Source organism: Candidatus Kuenenbacteria bacterium (genome assembly GCA_012797775.1).
In the GTDB taxonomy this organism is placed as follows: Bacteria; Patescibacteriota; Patescibacteriia; order UBA2196; family GWA2-42-15; genus JAAZMX01.
In genome coordinates this window covers 24,024-46,018 of record JAAZOM010000024.1, presented here as the reverse complement: position 1 = coordinate 46,018, position 21,995 = coordinate 24,024, and the positions used below count along the sequence as shown (strand labels likewise).

General features: G+C 39.5%; 26 protein-coding genes. 5 read left to right on the top strand and 21 right to left on the bottom strand.

The window, feature by feature from the left end; all coding sequences use genetic code 11:
• Positions 1 to 66: 66 nt before the first annotated feature.
• Both GYA54_03785 and rpsB read right to left on the bottom strand, forming a co-directional pair.
• The gene (locus GYA54_03785) at positions 67 to 654 is read right to left on the bottom strand and encodes an elongation factor Ts (protein NMC51821.1); all 588 of its coding nucleotides are present in this window, start codon (positions 652 to 654) and stop codon (positions 67 to 69) included.
• Positions 655 to 816: 162 nt separating this feature from the next.
• Entirely contained in the window at positions 817 to 1,560 is a 744-nt protein-coding gene (gene rpsB, locus GYA54_03780) for a 30S ribosomal protein S2 (GenBank protein NMC51820.1), read from the bottom strand.
• A gap of 192 nt (positions 1,561 to 1,752) precedes the next feature.
• On the opposite strand from rpsB, the gene rpmE reads away from it, so the two are divergent.
• Complete coding sequence (gene rpmE / locus GYA54_03775; protein NMC51819.1) at positions 1,753 to 2,034, top strand: 50S ribosomal protein L31; 282 nt, start codon at positions 1,753 to 1,755, stop codon at positions 2,032 to 2,034.
• Positions 2,035 to 2,114: 80 nt separating this feature from the next.
• A complete protein-coding gene (prfA, locus tag GYA54_03770) occupies positions 2,115 to 3,167 on the top strand; it encodes a peptide chain release factor 1 (protein ID NMC51818.1) in 1,053 nt (350 codons plus the stop codon).
• A 46-nt stretch (positions 3,168 to 3,213) separates the two neighbouring features.
• Here the strand turns inward: prfA and GYA54_03765 are convergent, their stop codons facing one another.
• A complete protein-coding gene (locus tag GYA54_03765) occupies positions 3,214 to 4,014 on the bottom strand; it encodes a hypothetical protein (GenBank protein NMC51817.1) in 801 nt (266 codons plus the stop codon).
• A 48-nt stretch (positions 4,015 to 4,062) separates the two neighbouring features.
• On the opposite strand from GYA54_03765, the gene prmC reads away from it, so the two are divergent.
• Together prmC and GYA54_03755 are read left to right on the top strand one after the other, a co-directional pair.
• Positions 4,063 to 5,034 (top strand): peptide chain release factor N(5)-glutamine methyltransferase, encoded by a 972-nt coding sequence (prmC, locus tag GYA54_03760; protein ID NMC51816.1) that lies wholly within the window; start codon positions 4,063 to 4,065, stop codon positions 5,032 to 5,034.
• Between the two features lie 39 nt (positions 5,035 to 5,073).
• On the top strand, positions 5,074 to 5,247 hold the full coding sequence (locus GYA54_03755; GenBank protein NMC51815.1) for a hypothetical protein: 174 nt from the start codon (positions 5,074 to 5,076) through the stop codon (positions 5,245 to 5,247).
• Positions 5,248 to 5,318: 71 nt separating this feature from the next.
• Here GYA54_03755 and GYA54_03750 read toward each other — a convergent pair whose 3' ends face one another.
• From GYA54_03750 to rfbB, 6 genes are all read right to left on the bottom strand, one after another.
• Positions 5,319 to 6,902: a 2,3-bisphosphoglycerate-independent phosphoglycerate mutase gene (locus tag GYA54_03750; GenBank protein NMC51814.1), complete on the bottom strand. Its 1,584-nt coding sequence runs from the start codon at positions 6,900 to 6,902 to the stop codon at positions 5,319 to 5,321.
• Positions 6,892 to 7,149: a hypothetical protein gene (locus tag GYA54_03745; protein NMC51813.1), complete on the bottom strand. Its 258-nt coding sequence runs from the start codon at positions 7,147 to 7,149 to the stop codon at positions 6,892 to 6,894. Before GYA54_03745 ends, GYA54_03750 begins: the two co-directional genes overlap by 11 nt.
• Positions 7,150 to 7,242: 93 nt before the next feature.
• Complete coding sequence (locus GYA54_03740) at positions 7,243 to 7,947, bottom strand: glycosyltransferase family 2 protein (protein NMC51812.1); 705 nt, start codon at positions 7,945 to 7,947, stop codon at positions 7,243 to 7,245.
• A gap of 3 nt (positions 7,948 to 7,950) precedes the next feature.
• Positions 7,951 to 9,069 carry a glycosyltransferase family 4 protein gene (locus tag GYA54_03735; GenBank protein ID NMC51811.1) on the bottom strand — a complete coding sequence of 373 codons (1,119 nt, stop codon included), beginning with the start codon at positions 9,067 to 9,069 and terminating at the stop codon, positions 7,951 to 7,953.
• Positions 9,070 to 9,072: 3 nt separating this feature from the next.
• Positions 9,073 to 10,524 (bottom strand): flippase, encoded by a 1,452-nt coding sequence (locus GYA54_03730; protein NMC51810.1) that lies wholly within the window; start codon positions 10,522 to 10,524, stop codon positions 9,073 to 9,075.
• A 71-nt stretch (positions 10,525 to 10,595) separates the two neighbouring features.
• Positions 10,596 to 11,558, bottom strand: a complete 963-nt coding sequence (rfbB, locus tag GYA54_03725) for a dTDP-glucose 4,6-dehydratase (GenBank protein NMC51809.1) — start codon at positions 11,556 to 11,558, stop codon at positions 10,596 to 10,598.
• 90 nt (positions 11,559 to 11,648) lie between these two features.
• Between rfbB and GYA54_03720 the strand changes: the two genes are divergently transcribed.
• Positions 11,649 to 11,822, top strand: a complete 174-nt coding sequence (locus GYA54_03720; GenBank protein NMC51808.1) for a hypothetical protein — start codon at positions 11,649 to 11,651, stop codon at positions 11,820 to 11,822.
• 94 nt (positions 11,823 to 11,916) lie between these two features.
• On the opposite strand, the gene rsmI is transcribed toward GYA54_03720, so the two are convergent.
• The 12 genes from rsmI to mutM all read right to left on the bottom strand — a co-directional run bounded on the left by rsmI (position 11,917) and on the right by mutM (position 21,980).
• Entirely contained in the window at positions 11,917 to 12,600 is a 684-nt protein-coding gene (rsmI, locus tag GYA54_03715) for a 16S rRNA (cytidine(1402)-2'-O)-methyltransferase (GenBank protein NMC51807.1), read from the bottom strand.
• Positions 12,601 to 12,714: 114 nt separating this feature from the next.
• On the bottom strand, positions 12,715 to 13,554 hold the full coding sequence (locus GYA54_03710; protein ID NMC51806.1) for a cell division protein FtsQ: 840 nt from the start codon (positions 13,552 to 13,554) through the stop codon (positions 12,715 to 12,717).
• A 44-nt stretch (positions 13,555 to 13,598) separates the two neighbouring features.
• Positions 13,599 to 14,714: a D-alanine--D-alanine ligase gene (locus GYA54_03705; GenBank protein ID NMC51805.1), complete on the bottom strand. Its 1,116-nt coding sequence runs from the start codon at positions 14,712 to 14,714 to the stop codon at positions 13,599 to 13,601.
• A gap of 36 nt (positions 14,715 to 14,750) precedes the next feature.
• A complete protein-coding gene (gene serS, locus GYA54_03700) occupies positions 14,751 to 15,995 on the bottom strand; it encodes a serine--tRNA ligase (GenBank protein NMC51804.1) in 1,245 nt (414 codons plus the stop codon).
• A gap of 4 nt (positions 15,996 to 15,999) precedes the next feature.
• Complete coding sequence (locus tag GYA54_03695; GenBank protein NMC51803.1) at positions 16,000 to 16,404, bottom strand: hypothetical protein; 405 nt, start codon at positions 16,402 to 16,404, stop codon at positions 16,000 to 16,002.
• A gap of 20 nt (positions 16,405 to 16,424) precedes the next feature.
• Entirely contained in the window at positions 16,425 to 17,165 is a 741-nt protein-coding gene (locus GYA54_03690) for a slipin family protein (GenBank protein NMC51802.1), read from the bottom strand.
• 43 nt (positions 17,166 to 17,208) lie between these two features.
• Complete coding sequence (locus GYA54_03685; protein ID NMC51801.1) at positions 17,209 to 17,586, bottom strand: four helix bundle protein; 378 nt, start codon at positions 17,584 to 17,586, stop codon at positions 17,209 to 17,211.
• Positions 17,587 to 17,606: 20 nt separating this feature from the next.
• Positions 17,607 to 18,188: an HDIG domain-containing protein gene (locus tag GYA54_03680; GenBank protein NMC51800.1), complete on the bottom strand. Its 582-nt coding sequence runs from the start codon at positions 18,186 to 18,188 to the stop codon at positions 17,607 to 17,609.
• Between the two features lie 27 nt (positions 18,189 to 18,215).
• Entirely contained in the window at positions 18,216 to 19,652 is a 1,437-nt protein-coding gene (gene lysS / locus GYA54_03675; GenBank protein ID NMC51799.1) for a lysine--tRNA ligase, read from the bottom strand.
• A gap of 125 nt (positions 19,653 to 19,777) precedes the next feature.
• A complete protein-coding gene (locus GYA54_03670; GenBank protein ID NMC51798.1) occupies positions 19,778 to 20,557 on the bottom strand; it encodes a hypothetical protein in 780 nt (259 codons plus the stop codon).
• 52 nt (positions 20,558 to 20,609) lie between these two features.
• Positions 20,610 to 21,047 (bottom strand): hypothetical protein, encoded by a 438-nt coding sequence (locus GYA54_03665; GenBank protein ID NMC51797.1) that lies wholly within the window; start codon positions 21,045 to 21,047, stop codon positions 20,610 to 20,612.
• A 48-nt stretch (positions 21,048 to 21,095) separates the two neighbouring features.
• On the bottom strand, positions 21,096 to 21,980 hold the full coding sequence (mutM, locus tag GYA54_03660) for a bifunctional DNA-formamidopyrimidine glycosylase/DNA-(apurinic or apyrimidinic site) lyase (GenBank protein ID NMC51796.1): 885 nt from the start codon (positions 21,978 to 21,980) through the stop codon (positions 21,096 to 21,098).
• Positions 21,981 to 21,995: the final 15 nt, after the last annotated feature.

The following is a 21,995-nucleotide window of genomic DNA, read 5'->3' as shown; positions in this document are numbered from 1 at the left end:
CAAAAAGAACGGCTCTCCACCGTTCTTTTACTTATCTCGCTTATCTTGCTTACTCCTGACTGCTATCTAAACCCCAAACACCACCATCTGCTTTACTTCTATTTTCTCTCCGATCTTGGCCGTGGCCTCATTGATCAAATCTTTGATCTTCTTGCTATCATCTTTTATATAAACTTGGTCCAAAAGACACACCTGCTCATAAAACTTTTCCAACTTACCTTCGGCAATTTTGTCCCACATCGCTTCTGGCTTGCCCTCTTGCTTCAACTGTTCTTTGTAAATCTCTTTCTCTTTTTCCACCATGTCCATGGGGACATCTTCACGGCTGACATATTCCGGCTTCATCGCCGCCACCTGCATGGCTATTTCTCTGGCCAGATTTTTAAAAGCCTCATTTTTGGCCACAAAATCCGTCTCGCAAGCCAAGAGCACCATAGAGCCCACCCTGCCGCCAGCATGAATATAAGCTTCCACAATTCCGCTTTTGGCCACTCTCTCTGCTTGTTTTTTGGCCGCGATCTTCTGGCCCCTCTTGCGCAAGAGCTCCAAAGCCAATTTTTCATCATCCTTGGCTTCTACTAGTGCCTGCTTTATATCCATAATCCCAGCTCCGGTTTCATTTCTCATTTTTTGGATTAAATCAAGATTTGCCATATAATTTTAAATTTAATTTTTTATTAACTTTATCCTGAGTCCCGCACTATATTTAGCGGGACGAGGGATCCCGCCTAGGCTCACACTAACTACAATTAGCATAATAACATTTTGACACGGGATCCTTCCCCCGCATTAGCGGGGATCAGGATAGACTGGGTATTATTCATCTTTATTTAATACCTTGACCGGATTGGCTGCTGCTGCCACTTTGGCCGCTTCTTCTTTGCCCTCTTTTATTGCCTCGGCTACCAGCATAGTGATCAATTCAATTGACCTGACCGCATCATCATTGGCATAAATCTGGATATCCACATCATCAGGATCAGTATTGGTATCTATGATGCCAAGGGTTTTAACCTTCTTTACCCTTGCCTCTTTCACCGCATTTTTCTCTTCTTTAACCCCAACTATATAAATCAAATCTGGTACTTTTTTCATTTGCCTAATACCACCAATCATCTTTAGGAGCCTTTCACGTTCCTCCGAAAAAAGAGCTCTTTCCCTTTTAGTATATTTCTTCTCATAATCGCTGTCCATAGCCGCCTCTTCTAGGCCGTCAAGTTTCTTTATCAATCTATTTATCTCCTGAAAATTTGTCACCGTACCGCCGACCCAGCGCTCGGTTACACAAGGCATGCCAACTTCTGTCGCATATTTCAAAACAATATTACGAGCCTGCTTTTTTGTTCCCAGAAATAAAACTACTCCCCCCTTTGCCACGATCGCAGTCACTTTTTTTAGAGCTTCAGACAAACTATCTGTTGTCTTGTCCAAATCAAATATGTGCACGCCATTTTTGACGCCAAAAATAAAATTGCGCATCTTTGGATCCCATTTTTGGGTCTTGTGCCCAAAATGAACCCCAGCACGCAGCAATTCCTTGCTGTCTGGTATCTTTACCATATATTTATTTTCCTTTATCCTCTACCCCGCTTATCCCATCGCCCACGGGCGACAGAACAGGAAAATTTTTATCAGAGTATGAGAATTTAGTTTATAATAACGCTTTTAGCTTATCAAATAGCCACCCACTTGTCAAATCTATCCCTCTGTGTTAAAATAGCAACAATATAATAACTGAACAAAATAGTAAATATGAAAAAAGATATCCATCCGAAATACAATAAAAATTGCCAGGTTAAATGCGCCTGCGGCAATACTTTTGTTACTGGCTCGACCAAAGACGAAATTTACGTAGAAATCTGCAGCGCCTGCCATCCATTTTTTACTGGCAAGCAAAAATTGATTGATACCGCACGCCGGGTTGAAAAATTCCAAGCCAAAACCGCCAAATCCAAAACCTTATCCGACGCCAAACCAGCTGGCAAAAAGAAAGTCCGCCGCGCCACCAAAAAAGCAGCCAAGGCGGCCAAGTAGCTTTTTTATCTTCAAAAATCCTGCTATTATTATCTTAAGCGGGATTTTTTATTTATTAAAGCAAATACTAATTCAACAATATGATTGATTATTCACAAAAATTTCAAGAATTAAAGCTCAAGCATGATCAACTGCGCGCTGATTTGGAAAATCCAGCTATTTTAAATGACTCCAAAAAATTAACGGAAACCAATAAAGAATTCTACGAAATCGGAGAAACTATAGATCAAATCACCAGGCTTGAAGAAATTGAAAAAAACATCAAAGAAAATGAACTAATAGTGGCCAACGAGGAAGATCCTGATTTGATTTCTTTGGCCATGACTGAAAACCAAAATTTGCTGGAAAACAAAACTCAGCTAGAGTCCGAGATCGAAGAATATTTTCAACCCAAAAATCCTCTCGACAAAAAAAGCGCCATTATGGAAATCCGCGCTGGTACAGGCGGCGAAGAATCAGCTCTTTTTGTTGCCGAACTTTTTCGGATGTATTCACGCTTTTCCGAAAAAATGGGATGGAAAATCAAGATTGATGATTCCAACCGCACTGGCATTGGTGGTTTTAAAGAAATTATTTTTGAAGTCAATGGCGCTGGCAGTTATGGCTGGTTAAAATATGAGAGTGGCACTCATCGTGTCCAAAGAGTGCCTGAAACAGAAAAAGCCGGTCGCGTACATACCTCTGCTGTCACGGTGGCTGTCTTGCCAGAAGCTGAGGACCAGGAAATAGAGATAAAGCCAGAGGACTTAAAAATTGATACCTTCTGCGCTGGCGGCCACGGCGGCCAATCAGTCAATACTACTTATTCTGCTGTTCGCATTACTCACCTGCCCACCAATACGGTTGTCACCTGCCAAGATGAACGCTCCCAGCTTCAAAATCGGGAAAAGGCTATGCGTGTTTTAAAATCACGCATTTTGGCCGCCGCCGAAGAGGAGCGTCGCAAAAAACTATCTGCTGACCGCAAATCGCAAATCGGCACTGGTGATCGTAGCGAAAAAATCCGCACCTACAATTTCCCCCAAGACCGCTTGACCGACCACCGCATCAAACAGAATTGGCACAATCTCTCGGTTATCATGGATGGTGAGATAAAAAATATTATTGAAACTCTGAAAAAAGCTGACCATTAATAAAATAAAAATAGGCCGCCAAAGACGGCCTATTTTAAAATTACTATTAAACTTTTTTCTCGCCTTTTATGCTCTGCAGCCCCCTAAAAATAAGATAAACATATATCGACTGAACTGGCGCTATGAAAAAACCAATTATCTGCGTCACCACATCCCAACCAGACATTACCGCCGAACCCTCTTCTAAAAACCAAGTTGGTATTGATAATATGAGATAAAACAAAAACAAAATAAGTGATAAAAATAAATAACGACCAGCCAGGGCCCACCAATAACCCTTTGATATCTCTTTGCTTCTCTTGATAGCACCGGTTGCTCTATGACCCTCATATACAAGACACAAAACGGCCAAAGAATAATAAACCGACATTATTATGCCAGGAACTATAAAAAGCAACGTCCACAATAGAGTAAACACCCCAACCAAAAAACTCACCCAAAAATATCGAGCCACAAAGGCTCGGCCGCGTCTGAACAATTCGGTTGCTTTTTCTTCTCTGGCACTCTCTGGCGCTAAATAAAAAGAAGCTTGAGCCGCTATATTGAAAAAAACAGCTATAACCAATGCTACCAATCCGGCCAGCCCCAAAACTATCTGTAAAATTGATTTTGTGCCGGGGGCAATACCCAGAACATCACTGCTTACTAAAAAATACAAACCGAATACTAGCCCTAGGGGCAAAAATGATGCGAGCGCAAAAAGATTAAGATAAACAATTTTTATAAATTTTTCGCGATAGATATCTATCGCCCTACTTAAAAGCTCCATTGGCCCAATCAGCTGTTGGCGAGTCACCACGGTTACTGGACTAGAGCCGTTTGGCAAGGAATCTTTTTGATCTTCCATATTTTTCGATAAATTATTTAGTCATAATATCATTATATCACTTTTTCTATGTCCATCAACCAAGCTCTTGCTCTAGCCACCCAAAAACTCCGGGGCAACAAAATAGCCTCCGCCTCTCTCGATGCGGAAATTTTATTATCTTTTGTTCTCGAAAAACCAAAAGAATTTCTCTATTCCCGCCCAGAACACGACCTTACACCCTCACAAATGACAAAATTAAAGCAATTAACCACTCGCCGCTCCAAGGGTGAGCCCATCGCAATTCTCACTGGCCACAAAGAATTTTATGGCCTTAATTTTGTCATTAACAAAAATGTCCTTATCCCCCGCCCCGAAACAGAATTACTAGTTGCTGAAGCATTAGATATTATAAAAAAATCACACATTGCCCATTACCCGTCACGCGCCAGCCTAGCCGAGTCTAGGCGGATCGACAAGCGACAGCGAGTCAAGACGGACTCATTACCCGTCACGCTTGTTGATATCGGTACCGGCTCCGGCTGTATCCCGATCACTCTGGCCAAAAACTTATCTCATATTCCGCATATAAAATATTACGGTCTGGATATTTCAAAAAAAGCTCTGGCTGTCGCCAAGCTCAATGCCCAATTGCACGGCCTCTCCAAAAAAATAAAATTCATCCAAAACGACTTGCTAAAAAACATACAAAATACCAAATACTTTATACTTAATACTAATTTTATTATTACCGCCAACCTCCCCTATCTCCCTATTAAACTTTATGCATCCAACCCAGAACTCAAATACGAACCGCGCCAAGCCCTCCTCGCCGGCCCTGACGGCCTGAAATATTATCGCACTCTGCTCCAGCAAATTAAAACCCTAGCCCACATTACTCATTACCCATCACCCATCACTATTTTCCTAGAAATCGATCCCAGCCAAACAAAAAATATCAAAAAAGTTATCCACCAGTATTTTACAAAATCTTCGATATTAATCAAAAAAGACCTAGCTGGACGCAATAGATTAATTATTATAAAATTAAATCATAAATAACAAAAACCAAACACAAACTACCCAAAGGAGGTGATCTCTGTGAAAAAAACCGCTAAAAAGACCAAAAGACTCCGCCCTTTGATCGTCAGAGGCTATGAAAATCTCGAAAAGCTGAATCCAAAACCCGGGCAAAAAATAATTCTCATGCTCGGAAATCAAGCCTTCAACGTAAAAATCGAGGGTGGTAAATATGCGATTTTGGGCTATGCCTAATAACCAAAAAGTCCTCTCGCCGATATACTCATCAGCTTGAGAGGACTTTTTTTATACTCGCAATTTGTTATTTAACCACCAATTGTTCTCTGTAAATCTATCCCGATCATCTTCTCTGGCTTAGCCACCCCGAGCATCGACAAAATTGTCGGCGCTATATCCACCAAAGCTCCCCTTATCTTCATGTTGCACAATTCGCTATTTGTCTTTTGAGCGCCTTGCCCGCGTAGCTCTTCCTTCACCAAAATCATTGGCACCGGAAAATTACTATGTTCTTTATCTATTCTCCTTGTCTCCAAATTTATCATCTCCTCGACATTGCCATGGTCCGCAGTTATAAGCACCTGTCCCCCTTTTCCCACCACCGTTTCTACTATTTCATAAAGACATTTATCTACTACCTCTATTGCCTCTATTCCTGCCTTTATATTACCAGTATGGCCCACCATATCCGGATTGGCAAAATTTATAACAATAAAATCAAACTCTTCATTTTTTATCTTTTCCAAAACCTGATCCCTTATCAAAAAAGCAGACATTTCTGGCTTTTCATCATAACTCGCCACCGCCGGCGAAGGGATCAAAATCCTCTCTTCCCCCAGATATGGATCTTCTCGGAGTCCGTTCAAGAAAAAAGTTACATGAGCATATTTTTCTGTCTCGGCGATGTGGAGCTGTTTCAGCCCAGCTTGGCTGATTGCTCCAGCCAAAGTATTCTCAATGGTAATTTTGGGGAAAGCCACCTCAATAGGCAGACCATCCTCATAATCAGAAAATCCAACAAACAATAAGTTCTCTATTTTTTTCTCTCTCTTAAATCCTTCAAAATCTTCGGCCACAAAAGCTTTGGTTATCTGTCTTGCCCGGTCAGACCTAAAATTAAAAAAAATAATCGCGTCATTATCATCTACCCCGACCACATTGTCTTTATCTTGGGCGATAGAAATCGGCTCCAACTCTTCGTCAAAAATCCCTTTTTTATAAGATTCTTTTACCGCCTCGATCACGTCGTCACTAACATTTTTAGTACCACCAGTAATTACCCCGTAAGCTTTTTCTATCCGATCCCAATTATTGTTTCTATCCATTCCATAATATCTACCGCCGATACTAGCGATCTGGCCACAATTAATCTTATTTATTGTTTCTACTGTTTCCTGAACAAAAACAAGCCCGCTATCTTTCGCTGTATCACGACCATCCAAAAATAAATGTAAATAAGTTTTATTGTGTAAATTATTTTTACTGGCCAAATCTAAAAGAGCCAATAAATGACCCTGATGAGCATGCACCCCGCCATCACCCAAAAGTCCGATTAGGTGCAATTTAGAATTATTATTTTTTACATGATTAATTGCTTTTAAAAAAGCCTGATTTTCAAAAAAACTGCCCGCGGCTATCTCCCTATTTATCCTCTCTAAACTCTGCAAAAAAATCTGTCCAGCACCAATCGTCAGGTGCCCGACCTCTGAGTTACCCATTTTGCCCCACGGCAAACCCACCGCCTCGCCCGAAGCTTGGAGCAGTGTGGCTGGATAATTTTTCAAAAGATATTCCCAATATTCTGGCCGGGCATTAGTAATAGCGTTACCGGCTGTCGGCGCCGCCACCCCCCACCCGTCCAAAATTATCAATACTACTGGTTTAGAAGTCATAAGTTGGCCCTTTCTCTCCTTTTAAAATTTTATCTATCTCATCCTTGATCAGTTGATCATATTCATCAATGGAGCGCAAAAACTGTGCCCCTTTTTCTTTATCACTCTCAGTTTCAAACTGTACAACCTTTTGGTTGCGCTGGTAAACCAAATGTGTTATGGCCAATACAATCTTCTCTTTATTAGAATTTTCAATCTTTAAGCCTTCCAAATACTGATCTATTGTTTTTTGACCTATGTTTTTCATATATTTATCAATATTTATTATAAATACATTATAATATTTAAATCGCCACCTAGCAACCTACGCTTATCTTGCCAATTAATAAGCTTGCCTCTCTTATTGATTGGTGCTCTTTATCCCATGTTTTTTCTTCACTATCTCCTTCCATTTTCTATATCTCTCCAAAGACTTGAACTTCAAAAAGGGTACCCTGTAAATAAATTTCGGCCACCAATTACTTATTTTCCCTCCTCTTGTACTGGCTTTGGATAAAACCTCCGGTATATAAACGCCACCCTTGCCAGCGTCCAAAAGCGTCAGCCACAAATCCCAATCCTGAAATTTTTCCAAAGATTCGTCAAAGCCAAGGAAATCCCCCCGCCGGAGCAAAGAACACGTGTTCACATAATTATTTTCTTTCAACTTACCAGCATCAAACGGCCAAAATCTAAATGTTTTCCAGCCATATTTAAAATCAGAATAAACGTAAGACTTGTCTGGATTATTATCAAGTGCTGCCTTCATTTTTTCTAGACAATCTTTTCTTAATTCCATATCTGCGTCGCAAAATAAAATCAAATCTCCCTTTGATTGAGAAAATCCATAATTCCTCGCCTTTGGCGCCCCCCCATGGTTAATCCTAAAAAACCTTAAATTGGAAATTGGAAATTGGGAATTGGGAATTCCAGAGCCAACTGGCTCTGGTGATCCATCATCCACCACTATCACTTCAAAATCCTTAAAAGTTTGTTTGGCTAAGCTCGTCAAACATTTTTCCAGATTATCACAATTATTATAAACTGGTATTATTATTGAAATCATAATTTAATTCAAAATTATCTCCATCTCCTTAGCTATTTTTTGCCACAAAAAATCTTTTTCTGCTCTCTCTTTTGCCCTTTGACCCATTTCCTGACGAATATTTTTATTTTTAAATAATTTAATTATTGCCCGAGCTATCTCTTGCTCACTTCTCGGATCGACCAAGATTCCCGTCTCCCCATCCACGACTGCTTCTTTTGCCCCTCCCTCGCCACCAGCTATTGATGGCTTGCCAAATATGGCCGCCTCTAGATAGACAATCCCAAAACCCTCTACGTCATCCTCGCTGGCCCTAGAAGTCATAATAAAAACATCGGCCACAGAAAACAAAATATCTTTCTCCCTGTCACTCAACCTGCCAATAAACCTTATTCCCTCTTTACCGGCTGCCAAATCTGTTAGCCTCTCTCTGTCCTCCCCTGTCCCTGAAATAATATAAATCAAATCCGGCAAATCCCGCCGAGCGGCAGCTATCGCCTCTATCACCTTATCAAATCCTTTTCTCTCTACCAGCCTGCCCACGGACAACAAAACCTCTTTACTTTTAAGCTCATATTTTTCTAACAATTCGCTTTTTTCTTCTTCGCTTATTGCTCCATCGGCTGGCTTATTTATCCCCGGATAAATTATTCTTATTTTTTCTTTGTCCACCCCAAAACTTCTAACTATTTCCCCTGTATATTTACTATTAACGGTCACCAACTTGGCTCGACGCAAAACAAATCTAGCCAGCCAACTTTTTCTCCTATGCCCATCGGCCAAGAGTAAATCCTTGCCATGGCATGATACAATATAAGGAATTTTTAATAATTTAGAAACGATTAGGGCAGCTGTCCCAGTCGGCAAAATGTCACCGCTCCATATTAATTCTATTTTCAGGGCTCGAGCCCGCTTCCAAAGTTCAAAAACCAAGAGCAGCCACTTGGGCCAAACAAAAAAACTTTCGGCCAATAATTTTTCTCTATAAATTTGAAATTTTTGCGAGGTTCCAGCTTCTTTTTCTTTAGTAGTCAAAACAAATATTTTTTCTTTCGGCAAATTCAGACATAAATTATAATAATAATTGGCCACCCCGCCAATTTTGGGATAAAAATCCAAAGTTACAAGAAGTGTTCTCTTCATAATTTAACCCTTTATTACTGAATTCCAAATATCCCAAAAATCCTGTTTTGTTATACCACCAAAAACCAGTAAAGAACAGAAGTAAACCACCATCCCGACAGGTATCAAAACCCAAACACTGACTACTGGCATCAAAAAATAAATCACCCCGGCCATTATCGCGCTGGCGGTGAGGGTTTTTATAAAACTTTTTATCAAATACCACTGATCAAAATGAATAATCTTCGGCACCCAATACATCCCTAGGATGAATAAAATAAATGTACTGGCAAGAGAACTAATAGCCGCTCCGATATAACCATACTTTGGAATCAAAACAATATTCATCACCACGGAAACCAACACTGTCACCCCGGAATTAATAGTATTGGTCACCTGACGATTGCCAGCATTCAAAAGATAACCAACCGGATAATTGATAAATAAAAAAAATAAACCCACCATCAGTATTTTCAGGGGCGAGATAGAATTATAATAATTTTCAGTATAAATCTTTAAAACCACCGGCTCGGCCAATATTATCACACCGGCAGCCAATGGCAGGCTGATAATCATGAGATAATGCATGGCTTTTTCAAATGTTTTTTTGAGTTTTTCTTTATCGGTCACGAAATATTCACTCATCGCCGGAAAAAGAGCGGCCATAAAAGCCATTGGCAAAAATTGCAAAGCTCCCGTCACCCTTGTTGGTATACTGTACCAACCAACCTCTGCATCTCCTCGCAGAACAGAAAGCAAGACCGTGTCGAGTGAACTATAAACCCGGCTAAAAATACCAGCCAAAGCAAACGGTATGCCTATGGCAAAAAGTGCCTTCAAAACCACTGGCTCATAATGCGGTATAATTTTAATTTTTAGATATCTACTCATTTTTATGGTGGCAAAAATCAAATTGAACAAACTGCCGGTCATCAAGGCCAACATCAAAAATTCGAGTCCCAAATGAAAATACAAAACCAACCCGCCCAAACCCACGGTGATAAACTGCAAACCTATTATTCCTAGACTTTCATATTTTAATTTCTGGTGACCGCGCATTACTGCCCAAAAAGTCATAGAAAATGAATCTAAAAACATTATCACCCCCGAAAGATAAACCAAATTTTTTGTCAGCGCTGGATAACCCAAAATGTTTATCATAACCGCCACGCAGATATAAGTTATGATTGCCAAAGGAATCTTTAAAGCGATAACGTTGGATAAATAATTTTGCGTCTTTTCTTTGTGCTTGGCAATCTCTCTGGCCAAAACTGACGCCAAGCCCAAATCAATAAAAATCGCGAATAAAGTCGTAAATGACAAAGCAAAAACATATTTACCAGTATCTTCAGTGCCTAGAAATCTGGCGATCAAAGAAAAATAAACAAAAGCCAACACTTTTTGGATAATCAAAGCACTAGTATAATAAGTTGTATTTCTGGCAATAGAATCTTGTTTTTTTATTTCTTCGGGCATAAAATATTAATTAATTCATCCCGCCCCAGGCGGGATACCTTAATTTTTATTTTTAATTTTTAAATTTTGATTTATTTCTTCCACCACCATTCATTATTTTTGTACCATTCCACTGTCTTTCGTAAATATTCATCCAAACCAAACCTTGGTTCATAGCCCAATTCACTCTTAGCTTTACTCCAATCAATCGCATAGCGTCTATCATGACCCGGTCTATCTTTTACAAACTCGATATATTCTTCGCCTTTTCCCAAAATAGCCAATATTTTTCTGACGATCTCCAAATTATTAACATCATCATTCATGCCGCCGATACAATAAGTCTCCCCCGCCCTACCTTTTTCCAAAATTAACGCAATTGCTCGACAATGATCATCGACATACACCCAATCACGCACGTTTTTACCATCACCATAAACCGGCACTTTTTTGTCTTGAAGCAAACTGGTAATAATTGTTGGGATAAATTTTTCTCGATGTTGGTAAGGGCCATAATTATTAGAACAATTGGTGATAGTCGCCGGCAACCCAAATGTTTTAAAATATGCTCGCACCAAATAATCAGAGCCTGCCTTGCTCGCCGAATAAGGTGAACTAGGGTCGTAAGCAGTTTTCTCATTAAATTTATCGGCCGTCTCCATCTCCAAACTGCCAAAAACCTCGTCTGTGGAAATATGATGAAAATGCTTTATTTTATTTTCCAGAGCGCTCTTCAATAAAACATGCGTACCCAACACGTTTGTTTCGATGAAAACATCCGGTCCTTTTATTGAATTATCTACATGGCTCTCGGCCGCAAAATGGACTACTTTATCAATACCGCCCATCACCTTATCCACCACTTCTTTATCACATATGTCGCCTTTGATAAAATGATAATTAAGCGCGCCCTCAACATCTTTCAAATTATTTAGATTGCCAGCATAGGTCAATTTGTCCAAATTAAAAATTTCATCCTCCGGATGATTCTTGAGCCAATAATGAATAAAATTTGAACCAATAAAACCAGCTCCACCGGTTACTAATATTTTCATAATTCTTTAATTCTTTAATTTTTAAACTCTTGACAAGGCTTATTTTATATTATAATATATCACGTTACCACTAAAACAAGGAGGTGTCATATGTGGGAACAAGCAACCCTACACCCGGCTGATCTGGTTGATTTCCTGAACAAAAATCGGATCAAACCAGGGGAATTCGTGGTGTTGAGCCGCACCGAAACCAGAGTTCCTGACCAGCAGCCGGCGATCGACATTGTATTCTTTAAAAAACCGGCAGGGATAGTACTGGCGTAACTACAGCCGGCCGCAGAAACCGCGAAACCGAGATGGGGTCTCTGACTCCATCTTTTTTTATTTCTTTGTTTTTATGTTTTTATGTTTAAATGCTTTAATGTACCACCACCACATACTCCCCCTTCACCGGATCCGCCTTCACCTTCTCCAAAACCTCACCAATACTCCCTCGGTAGATTGTTTCAAATTTTTTAGTCAGCTCTCTTCCTACCACCAATTCCTTTTCTGCCACGAGCTCTTCACTAAATTTCTTTAATTCTTCGAGACACTTAATAATCCTATGGCATGATTCGTAAAAAACCACTGTTCTTTTTTCGTTTAAAACTTCTTTCAAAAATGTCTGCCTGCCCTTTTTGTGTGGCACAAAACCTTTAAACAAAAATTCATCAGTCGGGAAACCACTCGCGCTCAAAACCGCAATCGCCGCACATGCTCCGGGTATAGGAACAACCATAATTTCCTGATTTGTTTTAATGCTTTCGTGTTTTAATGTTTTAATGAGCATTCCCCCCGGATCATTTATCCCCGGCGTACCCGCATCAGTCACCAGAGCGACTTTATTATTTTTTACCAATTCCACCAATCCTGCCAATTTTCTTTCATCAGTATGTTGATGAAAGCTAATTAGTTTCTTATCCTGAATCTCATAATGATTTAATAAATTTTTGGTTACCCTGGTGTCTTCGCATAAAATAAAATCTACCTCCTGCAAGGCCTCCAGCGCTCGAAGTGTTATGTCTTTCAAATTTCCAATTGGCGTCGCTATTACATACAGCATAATGTCTTATTTGTATATTTGTAAATATTCGCCCACCTGCAGCGCTTATGCCAACATTGCGGGCAGATAATTCGTATTGGTGCTTAACTCACTTACCTCGCTTAACTCGCTTTTTTATTTATAAAATATTTTATCTGGTATCCTAATATCTATATACTCAATTTGCTTTGTGTCTACCACCTCTTGCTCCAAAAAACCAACCAAATTATCTAAGGCGCCATCAATCTCCTTTTTTCCTGCGACACTCATTATCAACCTCCACCCACCATCAATATAAAAACTAACATCCCTGTTACTATAATCCTTGACCTCTATCTTGGCGATTTTAAATCCCCTCAACTTCTCACCAATCTTACCTATTGCCATTCTGATAAAAGACACGTCGTTTTCGCCAATAATCTTTACCCCCACCGATACTGCCGTGGTCGTACTCCTCGCGATAACCGGTAAATTATATTTTGTATTATCGTTCACGGCCGCCAAAACCAAACCGCTCTTATCAATATAATAACCCTGCTCGACCTCTTGCCAAAAAAGAATTGGCAATTTGTCCTTGGCCTCCACAATTAGAGTCCTCGGCAATTCTTTCGCAATTTTTATATCCTCAATTTTTATATCCTGACCCAAAAATAAAACTGCCTTTCCTTTATTCAAAAACAAAATATTATTTTTGGGCCAGATAAAAAACTTATATCCTTCAGTATATTTATTTACTCCTATTTGCACCGCATTTATGTTCTCGACCTCATTAATGCCATTAATAATAACCCTATTTATCCTAAAAAATGATGAATAAACAAAAAAATAAATCAATCCTGCCAAAATCAAAAAAAAGAAAAAAAGAAAAACTAGTCTTTTTTTCTTATGCGCCGATTTGCCCATCCTACCCTTAGGCTTTCTCTCAGCCAAAATATCCAACTGCCCTTTGGTTTTTAAAAATTTTCTATTCATCAAATTTTTTTTATATTTTTTATAAAACTTCCTACTGACCCACTTACCTACTTATACCACGCCTTCTTTGTTTTATAGCTAGTCTGCAATTTTTTTTTCTCGTCATATCTCCTTCTCGCAAGTATTATCAAGGCCTCCAACAACTTACCAAAGACCGCCCCGCTCGCTTCCCACATTTTTGGATACATACTGATTGAGGTGAAACCCGGTATGGTATTCAATTCATTCAAATAAATCTTCCAGCCCATTGTCTCTTTTTTTACCAAAAAATCTACTCTGGCCATCCCCGCACCATCCAATAGCCGGAAAGACTCTATCGCTATATCTTGTATCTTTTTTATCACCTCTTTTGGCAAGGGAGCCGGGATCAGAGACTTTGACTTACCATCAACATACTTGGCATCATAATCATAAAATTCGTTTGATGGTATTACCTGTCCCGGAGTAGATGCTTCCGGCTTTTCATTGCCCAAAACCGCCACCTCTATCTCCATCGCGCCCTCGATTCCCTTTTCAACCAAAATTCTCCGGTCATATTTGACTGCCTCGTGAATCGCCTTGACCAATTCCCCCCGATCATGGGCCTTACTGATACCTACCGACGAACCAGAATTAGATGGTTTGACAAACATTGGGTAGCCCAATCGTTTCTCAATACCCTCCGCCCATTTCTTGAAATAAATTTTATTTCCTTTTATTAAAGACCATTCGCTTTTGGAAAACCAAATCCAATCTGGCACTAAAATCTTCTCTGCTCCGCACAAAATTTTCTGCATTATTTTATCCATACACACAGCCGAACTCAAAACCCCGGCTCCCACATATGGCACATCAGCCAACTCCATTAGTCCCTGCAACGTCCCGTCTTCGCCGAAGGTCCCGTGTACAACCGGGAATACCACATCAATCTTATTTTTTCCGAGCTTATTCTTGAGGGTATCTGGTCCGATCGCCTCTCTTACAAAATTTTTACCCTGTCCGGTTTTCAAATATTTCAAAGTATCGGGCCCCACTAGCCACTGGCCATCTTTGGTGATACCCACCTGAATAATATTATATTTTTTCTTATTCAAATTTTTTATCACCGACGTAGCCGAAACCAGAGACACCTCATGTTCCCCGCTCCGCCCGCCAAATATTACTGCTACATTTATTTTTTTCATAATTCTAAAAATTACTAATTACGAGTCACTAATTACTTATTTTTTCTCTATTTTCTTCTTCCCCACCATTTTCTGCAAAACCTTTGGCACTTCCACACTCCCATCTTTCTGCTGAAATTGTTCCAAAATCGCTGGGATTAATCTAGAGGTGGCCAGCCCTGAACCATTCAAAGTATGGACAAATTCATTCTTGCCATTTTCCGCCTTATAACGAATATTTGCCCGTCTGGCCTGATAATCCAAAGCATTAGAAACAGACGACACTTCTTTATAAGTATTCATTGATGGAATCCAGACTTCAATATCAATAGTTTTCGCCATCGCCGCCGAAGCATCAGCTGCTGCCAGTTGCACTGTTTGAAAATTAAGTCCCAAACCACTCACCAATTCTTCGGCATTTTTTACTAATTCGTCAAACGCGACCCAAGAATCTTCTGGTTTAGTAAATTGAAACATTTCAATTTTATTAAACTGATGTCCCCTAACCATTCCTCTTTCCTCTTTTCTGTAGCTCCCCGCTTCGCGCCGGAAACACGCCGAATATGAATAATATTTCTTGGGCAATTTTTCGCCATCCAAAATATCATCGCGGTGAAAATTATTAATCATCATTTCTGAAGTAGCGTCCAAACACAGCCCGTCCTCCACCCAGAATAAATCTTCGCGAAATTTTGGCAAGTGCCCGGAAGCATAAGCCGACGCCTCATTTAACAAAAATGGTAAAAGCAAAAATTCATAGCCATTTTTTTTGTGAAATTCAATAAAATAATTTAATAACGCCCACTCAAGCAGCGCCCCATCGCCAGTATAGCACCAAAAACCAGCCCCGCTCATCTTGGCCGCGCGTTCATAATCAATCAAGCCCAAGCTAGTGGCCAATTCCACATGATCTTTTGCTGAAAATTTAAACTCTGGTTTATCACCAAATGTTTTTAAAACTTTATTATTTTCCTTGCCTCCTGCCACGACATCATCCGCCGGAATATTCGGCAAAGCTGACAATTTTTCTTTTAATTCTTCCTCCACCCTAGCCAACTTCTCATCTAATTCCTTTATATTCTCCCCCACTTTTTTCATCTCTTCAATAATTTCTGGTGTGGGTTTAGTTTTGGAAAATTTATTTCTCTCTGCCTTCAATTCATCAGTCTTTTGAATTAGTTCCTTTCGCCGGTCATCCAATGTAATTATTTCATCCAGATCAAAACTCCCCCGCTCCATCCTTTTGAGTAGGGCTTTTTCCACTTCTTCTTTTTGATTGCGGATTTTGTTTATATCAAGCATAAAATTATTTTTTATATTTTTTATTAAAACTTTCTTCATTATTATATTCTGCAAATTCTTTCTGGCTTTCTGACTCTACAAAATTACTATCTTTTTTATGTTTTATGCCACACCAATATCTTTCTGTTTCTCCGGCGATTTTTGTCCAATAATTTACAACGCCATTACCATAACCACAATACATACAATATATCTTTTGCCAAAAATTTAAATATTTAAGCTTGGCCCGATCAACTATTTTTATATATGCCTTTCTTTTTATATATGGAATTCCATACAAAGGAAAACAAATCCGATGATAAATTTCTACCCAGATATCTGCTATTAATAACGGGATTATTAAAGTACTCACCAAAGGTATGGCGATTAAATGTTTTAAGGTTTTATAAGAATTTTTTAAATATTCCATAATACTTTATACACTCTACATTATACTTTCTTCATCCCCTCAAACGCCCTCAAAACCTCGAGTGGTATCGCAAACACTAAAGTATTAGATTGATCCGAAGAAACATCATTAATCGTCTGCAAAGTGCGCAAATGCAAAGCACCTTGCGAACTCGCCAAGATATTGGCCGCTTTGGCCATATTCTCGGCCGCCACCACTTCGCCTTCGGCTTTAATAATCACCGCTCGTCTTTCGCGCTCGGCTTCTGCTTGTTTAGCAATCGTTCTCTTCATGTCTTCTGGCAAATTGATATCTTTCAATTCCACTGAATCCACTTTAATGCCCCACGGATCCGTGGCCGCGTCCACCACCATCTGAATTCTTTTTGATACTTCATCACGGTTAGAAAGCAATTGATCCAAATCCACTTCGCCCACAGCATTTCTCATAGTAGTCTGAGCTAATTGTGACACGGCGTAATAAAAGTCTTGCACTTCAATTACTGCTCTGGCCGCGTCAGATATTTTATAATAAATCACCGCGTTAACGCGCACCGATATATTATCCTTGGTAATGGCCTCTTGATCTGGCACATCCACGGCCTTGACGCGGATATCCACTTTTTTCATTGATTGAAAAATCGGCCAAACAATTCTCCAGCCCGGATTTTTCATGCCTGTATAGCGGCCCATAGTGAACATCACACCCCGTTCATATTGATTGATCTGGCGGAGAGAAATAAGGACCAGAAACACAATAATCCCTAAAATTGTGTACCACATATGTTTTTTAAATTAATTACTAAATTGTATTATGTATAATGTATTAAGTATTATGGGATCGGGAATATTTTATTAAGCCGTTGATTAACTTGTGAACAATAATCGTCTGGTCGGCAATTTGGTTAAATTTCTCTGCTGTTATATAACCAACATCTTTTGCCACTAAAATCTGATTCTGCAATTCTGTGGTCGAACCAAGAGCCATACTATCAAAATTTGCTTTGTCTTTGAACGATTGTCGACTGAACCCTTCGGCAATGTTAGAAGAAATAGAAATTGCGCAACGTCTTAATTGGCTAGTCAACCCATATATTTCTTCCTTGGGAAAATCTTTTGTTATTTTATAAATTAACAAAACTAACTTATGCGCTTCTTTCCAGGCGTTTAAATCAGTAAACTTTGTAATTTTTGTATTTTCCATAATACATTATACATAATACATTATACATTCTTCATTGCCTTCAAAACTATCTCCACAAACTTTTCTCTCGGTATCCCGAGTTCGCTCTCGCAAGTAAAAATATTTTCCCGACTGACTGCCGCGGCAAAACGCGCTTCTTTAAACCTTTTTAGAACTGATTCAATTTTTACTGAAGAAACTAATTTGTCCGGCATCACTTTGGAAACCGCCACAATAAACCCAGTCAAGCCGTCAACCGCAAAAAGGGCTTTGGCCAATTTTGAATCTCTCGGTATATTTTGTACTTCATTGTGGGATTGAATGGCGCGAATCAAATCATCTGGAAAATCAATCTCTTTTAAAAATTTTTCGGTCATTTCTCCGCAGTGCTCCTGCATGTGCGCTTCCATATTTTCTTTACTCGTAATTTTCTCATAATCAATATCATGAAGTAGCCCGCACATGGCCCAAGTGTGCTCGTCTTCTCCAAACTCCCGCGCCAAAGCCGCCATCGCCGCTTCAGTATTAAACAAATGCGGCCGGCCTTCCGGCGACACATATTTCCCTACCAGTTTAAAACAGGTTTCGCGAGTAATTTGTAATTTTGATAAGCTTTTTTCCATAAATGCTTTATACTTAATACCTTATACTTAATTCCTTGGTTTCATCAAGGGAAATATCTGGCACTCCCGCACCGGTTTATCCAAAAGAAAAGCAAACAACCGCTCGGAAATACCAAGGCCGGTTGTCGGCGGCATACCATGTTTCAGGGCTTCTACAAAATCATCATCTTTCATCTGCGCCTCGTCATCACCCTTATCTCGCATCTTTTGTTGTTCTCTAAATCTTTCTTCTTGATCCAATGGATCATTCAACTCACTATAACCATTACAAAGTTCACTACCAGCCATAATAAGCCAAAATCTCTCCACATAACCTGGCCTCTCGGGGGATTCTTTGGCTAGTGGCGACACGGTTTTTGGTGGATAAACCAAATAGCCCGGACCGGCAATTTGCCGACGGCAATATTTCCAAAGCTGATCAATTCCCCGCTCCAAATTATTAAAATCATCATATTCTACTTTCAGTTCTTGTAGTTTTTTCTTTATTTCTTTGACATCAGTCTTGTCAATATCAATTTTCGTACGCTTCAAAATCTCTTCACGGTAATCATATTCTTCCCACTTCTTACCCAAATCAACTTCAAAATTTTTGATCTTAAATTTCAAAGTCCCGAAAGTTTCCTTGGCCACATATTTCACCAATTCTTCGGTCAGTCGCATGTTATCTCGCCAATTAGCATACGCCCAATAAAACTCCATCGATGTATAATCCTGCAAATGCTCGGCATCCATACCCTCATTGCGGAAAATCCTACCCATTTCAAACGTTTTTTCTAGTCCGCCGACCATGAGTCTTTTCTGCCAGAGTTCCCCAACTGAAATCCGCAAATAAACATCCATATCCAAAGCATTATGGTGAGTGATAAATGGTCTAGCGTCCGCTCCGCCAGTGGTGTTTTCCAAAACCGGGGTTTCGACCTCCACAAATCCTTTCTTGATTAAAAATTCTCTCATGGACTGATAATATTTTGCTTTTTTAATAATCATTTCTTTTACCTCTGGGTTGGCGATCATATCTAGATATCTTTTGCGCAATTTCTCTTCCTCATCTTTCAGACCATGCCATTTTTCTGGCAAAGGCAAAAGCGCTTTTGATAATAATTCATATTTTTTCACCAATAATGTCTTCTCGCCTTTATGGGTGGTAAAAACCTCACCCTCCACACCAATAAAATCACCCGGGTCAAAATGGTCTGTAAAAAATTTAAACTTCTCCTCACCCACCTCATCAGCTTTCAAGGCAATTTGAGCCTTACCGGAAAAATCTTCAATGTGAGCAAAACACAATTTGCCCATAATCCTAGTAATCAAAAGCCGACCGGCAGTTTTTAATTTGGTGCCGTCTTCAGCTTCTTTTATCTGTATCACCTCGTCTTTTTTCTGGAATTTTGACGGATAGGGATTAACCCCGGCTTTTTTTATTTTATCTAGCTTTTCCTTGCGGATTTGTTGCTCATCTAACATATTTTTAGCTTAATTTAATTAAGGATAATATATCCTAATTTTACTTTAAAACCCCGAAAAAATCAAACAAAAACAAGAGGCGCGCCCTGCACGCCCCCATAATTCATAATTCATTATTCATAATTCTATTTCACGTATTTCTTATTCGCCTCGATTACCTGCCGGATCAAACTCAAATCCACACCAAGCTCCTTGGCTCTCTCCACGATCGCCGCCGTATCCTTTGGCAAGCAAGCCCCCCTTACTCCCCGCTTACCATCAAAAAATATCTGAAAATGGGAATCATTAATTCTCTTATCCAAAGTAAACCCTTTATGCACTACTTCATAATCAATTCCCAATGCTTGGCACAAATCATAAATCTCATTGGCAAAAATCACCTTCATCGCATAATAAGAATTGGTAGAATATTTGATCATCTCAGCTTCTGTCGCCTTACAGATCAGGGTATTAGCCCGGGGTAAAATCTCCGCCACCTCCTTGGCCAGATCAGGATATCTTTTGGTATAACCCACCACATTTTTGTCCGGGAAAGCAAAATCCTCAGCCGCGAACTTGGCCGTCAAAAATTCTGGCACATAAACCATCTGCTTGTCAGGATACTTCTCTTGCAACCGCTCCGTTGTCCCCGGCACTGCCGTTGATTTTAAAATAATTTTCTTACCATTGGGAATCCTCTCCAGCGTCTCCTCCACCGCAGTCAAATTTATTTTACCTCCCTCACCCATTGGCGTCGGCACCGACACAAAAATATAATCTTGTTCGCACACCTCTTCAAAACTGTGCGTCGCGCGCTTGGGGTCAAGATCATAAACCCGTGCATTTTTATAATATTGCTTGGCCGCACTCCCCACCATTCCCCCGCCAATAATTCCGACCGAATATTTATCTGTATAATCCGGCATATTAGTACAATTTTAATTTTTAATTAATAACCCTATTTTTTAATTTTAAAAACTATCTCCTTCTTAATCCTGATCTAAATTCACTTTCTCCTTCCCTAGCCCAATTTTTTAATCTATAATATTGTTCTATCTCCCCGGCTTTATGAGGCGACTTATTCACCAGTCCAACCTCTTCTCGATTTTCAACCACCCATTGCAAATCATCGATTTGTCTTGCTTCTACCTCCGGAACTTCCACTTCATAAATATATACCTCCTTTTCTGGATCAAATAATTCAGGGTGCTCAAATTCAATTATATTATTTTTTGTATCAATGTGAGTTACGCCCTCGGGCCTAGCGGCCATCGCCAAAGCATAATCATAGCGTGGTGTTAAGTAAATAGCATTTAATAATTCATCCTCGGGGACCACTAATCCCTCAGCTGCTGCCGCTTGCTGTTTCTTTATTGTATTAAGGTTGCCGTTTCTAGAGCCGTGATAAAATTTCATACTATAATTAATTTTACTGTTTTAATTTAAAAATTAAAAATTCTTAAATTACCTCTGGCACGCTCCACAATACGCCGTTGTTCTCGACCCCTGCTTCATAACTTTTATCTCTCCTCGACATTTATAACACTTCTTTCCTTTACGATCATACACTTTTAAATATTCTACCATAGATCCTTGTCTACCAAAAGCATCTACATAATTATCAGCCGAGGTCCCCTTCTTTTCTACAGCCAATTTTAATATTTTAATCAAACAGTTGTAAAGTTTTTTTAACTCCGCCTCATCAATATCCTTTACCCGCCGATTGGGCATTATCCCCGCGCAAAAACACGCTTCCTGAGCATAAATATTACCGATACCAGCGATCACGCCTTGTTCCAGCAATAATGGCTTGATCACTTTATTCTGCTTTTTCTCCAGTAACTCTTTGAATCTTTTAAAAGTAAATTCTCTTTCCAGTGGCTCTATCCCAAATTCCTTATCAATTTTTTCCAACTCTTTATTATTTACCAATTTTACCCAGCCAAACTGCCGCAGATCATTAAAAAATAATCTGCTCCCGCCTTGGAAATTAAAAATCACATGCGAATACTTATTGGGTAAATCTTCCAGATCTTGTCGAATCGGATGACCGCCACCGGCCAATTTGCCGCCCTTGCCTCGATAAATCAACTGCCCCGTCATTTTCAAATGGAAAACCAAATGCCACCCACTGGCCAAATCAAAAATAATCATCTTGGCTCTGCGCCTTATGTTTTTAATCTTTTGCCCCTCAACCAAACGCAAAAATTTAGCCTTGGGCATTTTCACCTGTTTGGCCAAATTTATATCTACTGATTTTATTTTTTTACTTGCCTCGCCATTGGGCGGGTTTTTAATCAGTTCGACCAACTCTCTTTTTATTGTTTCTACTTCTGGTAATTCCGGCATGTTTACAATTTTAAA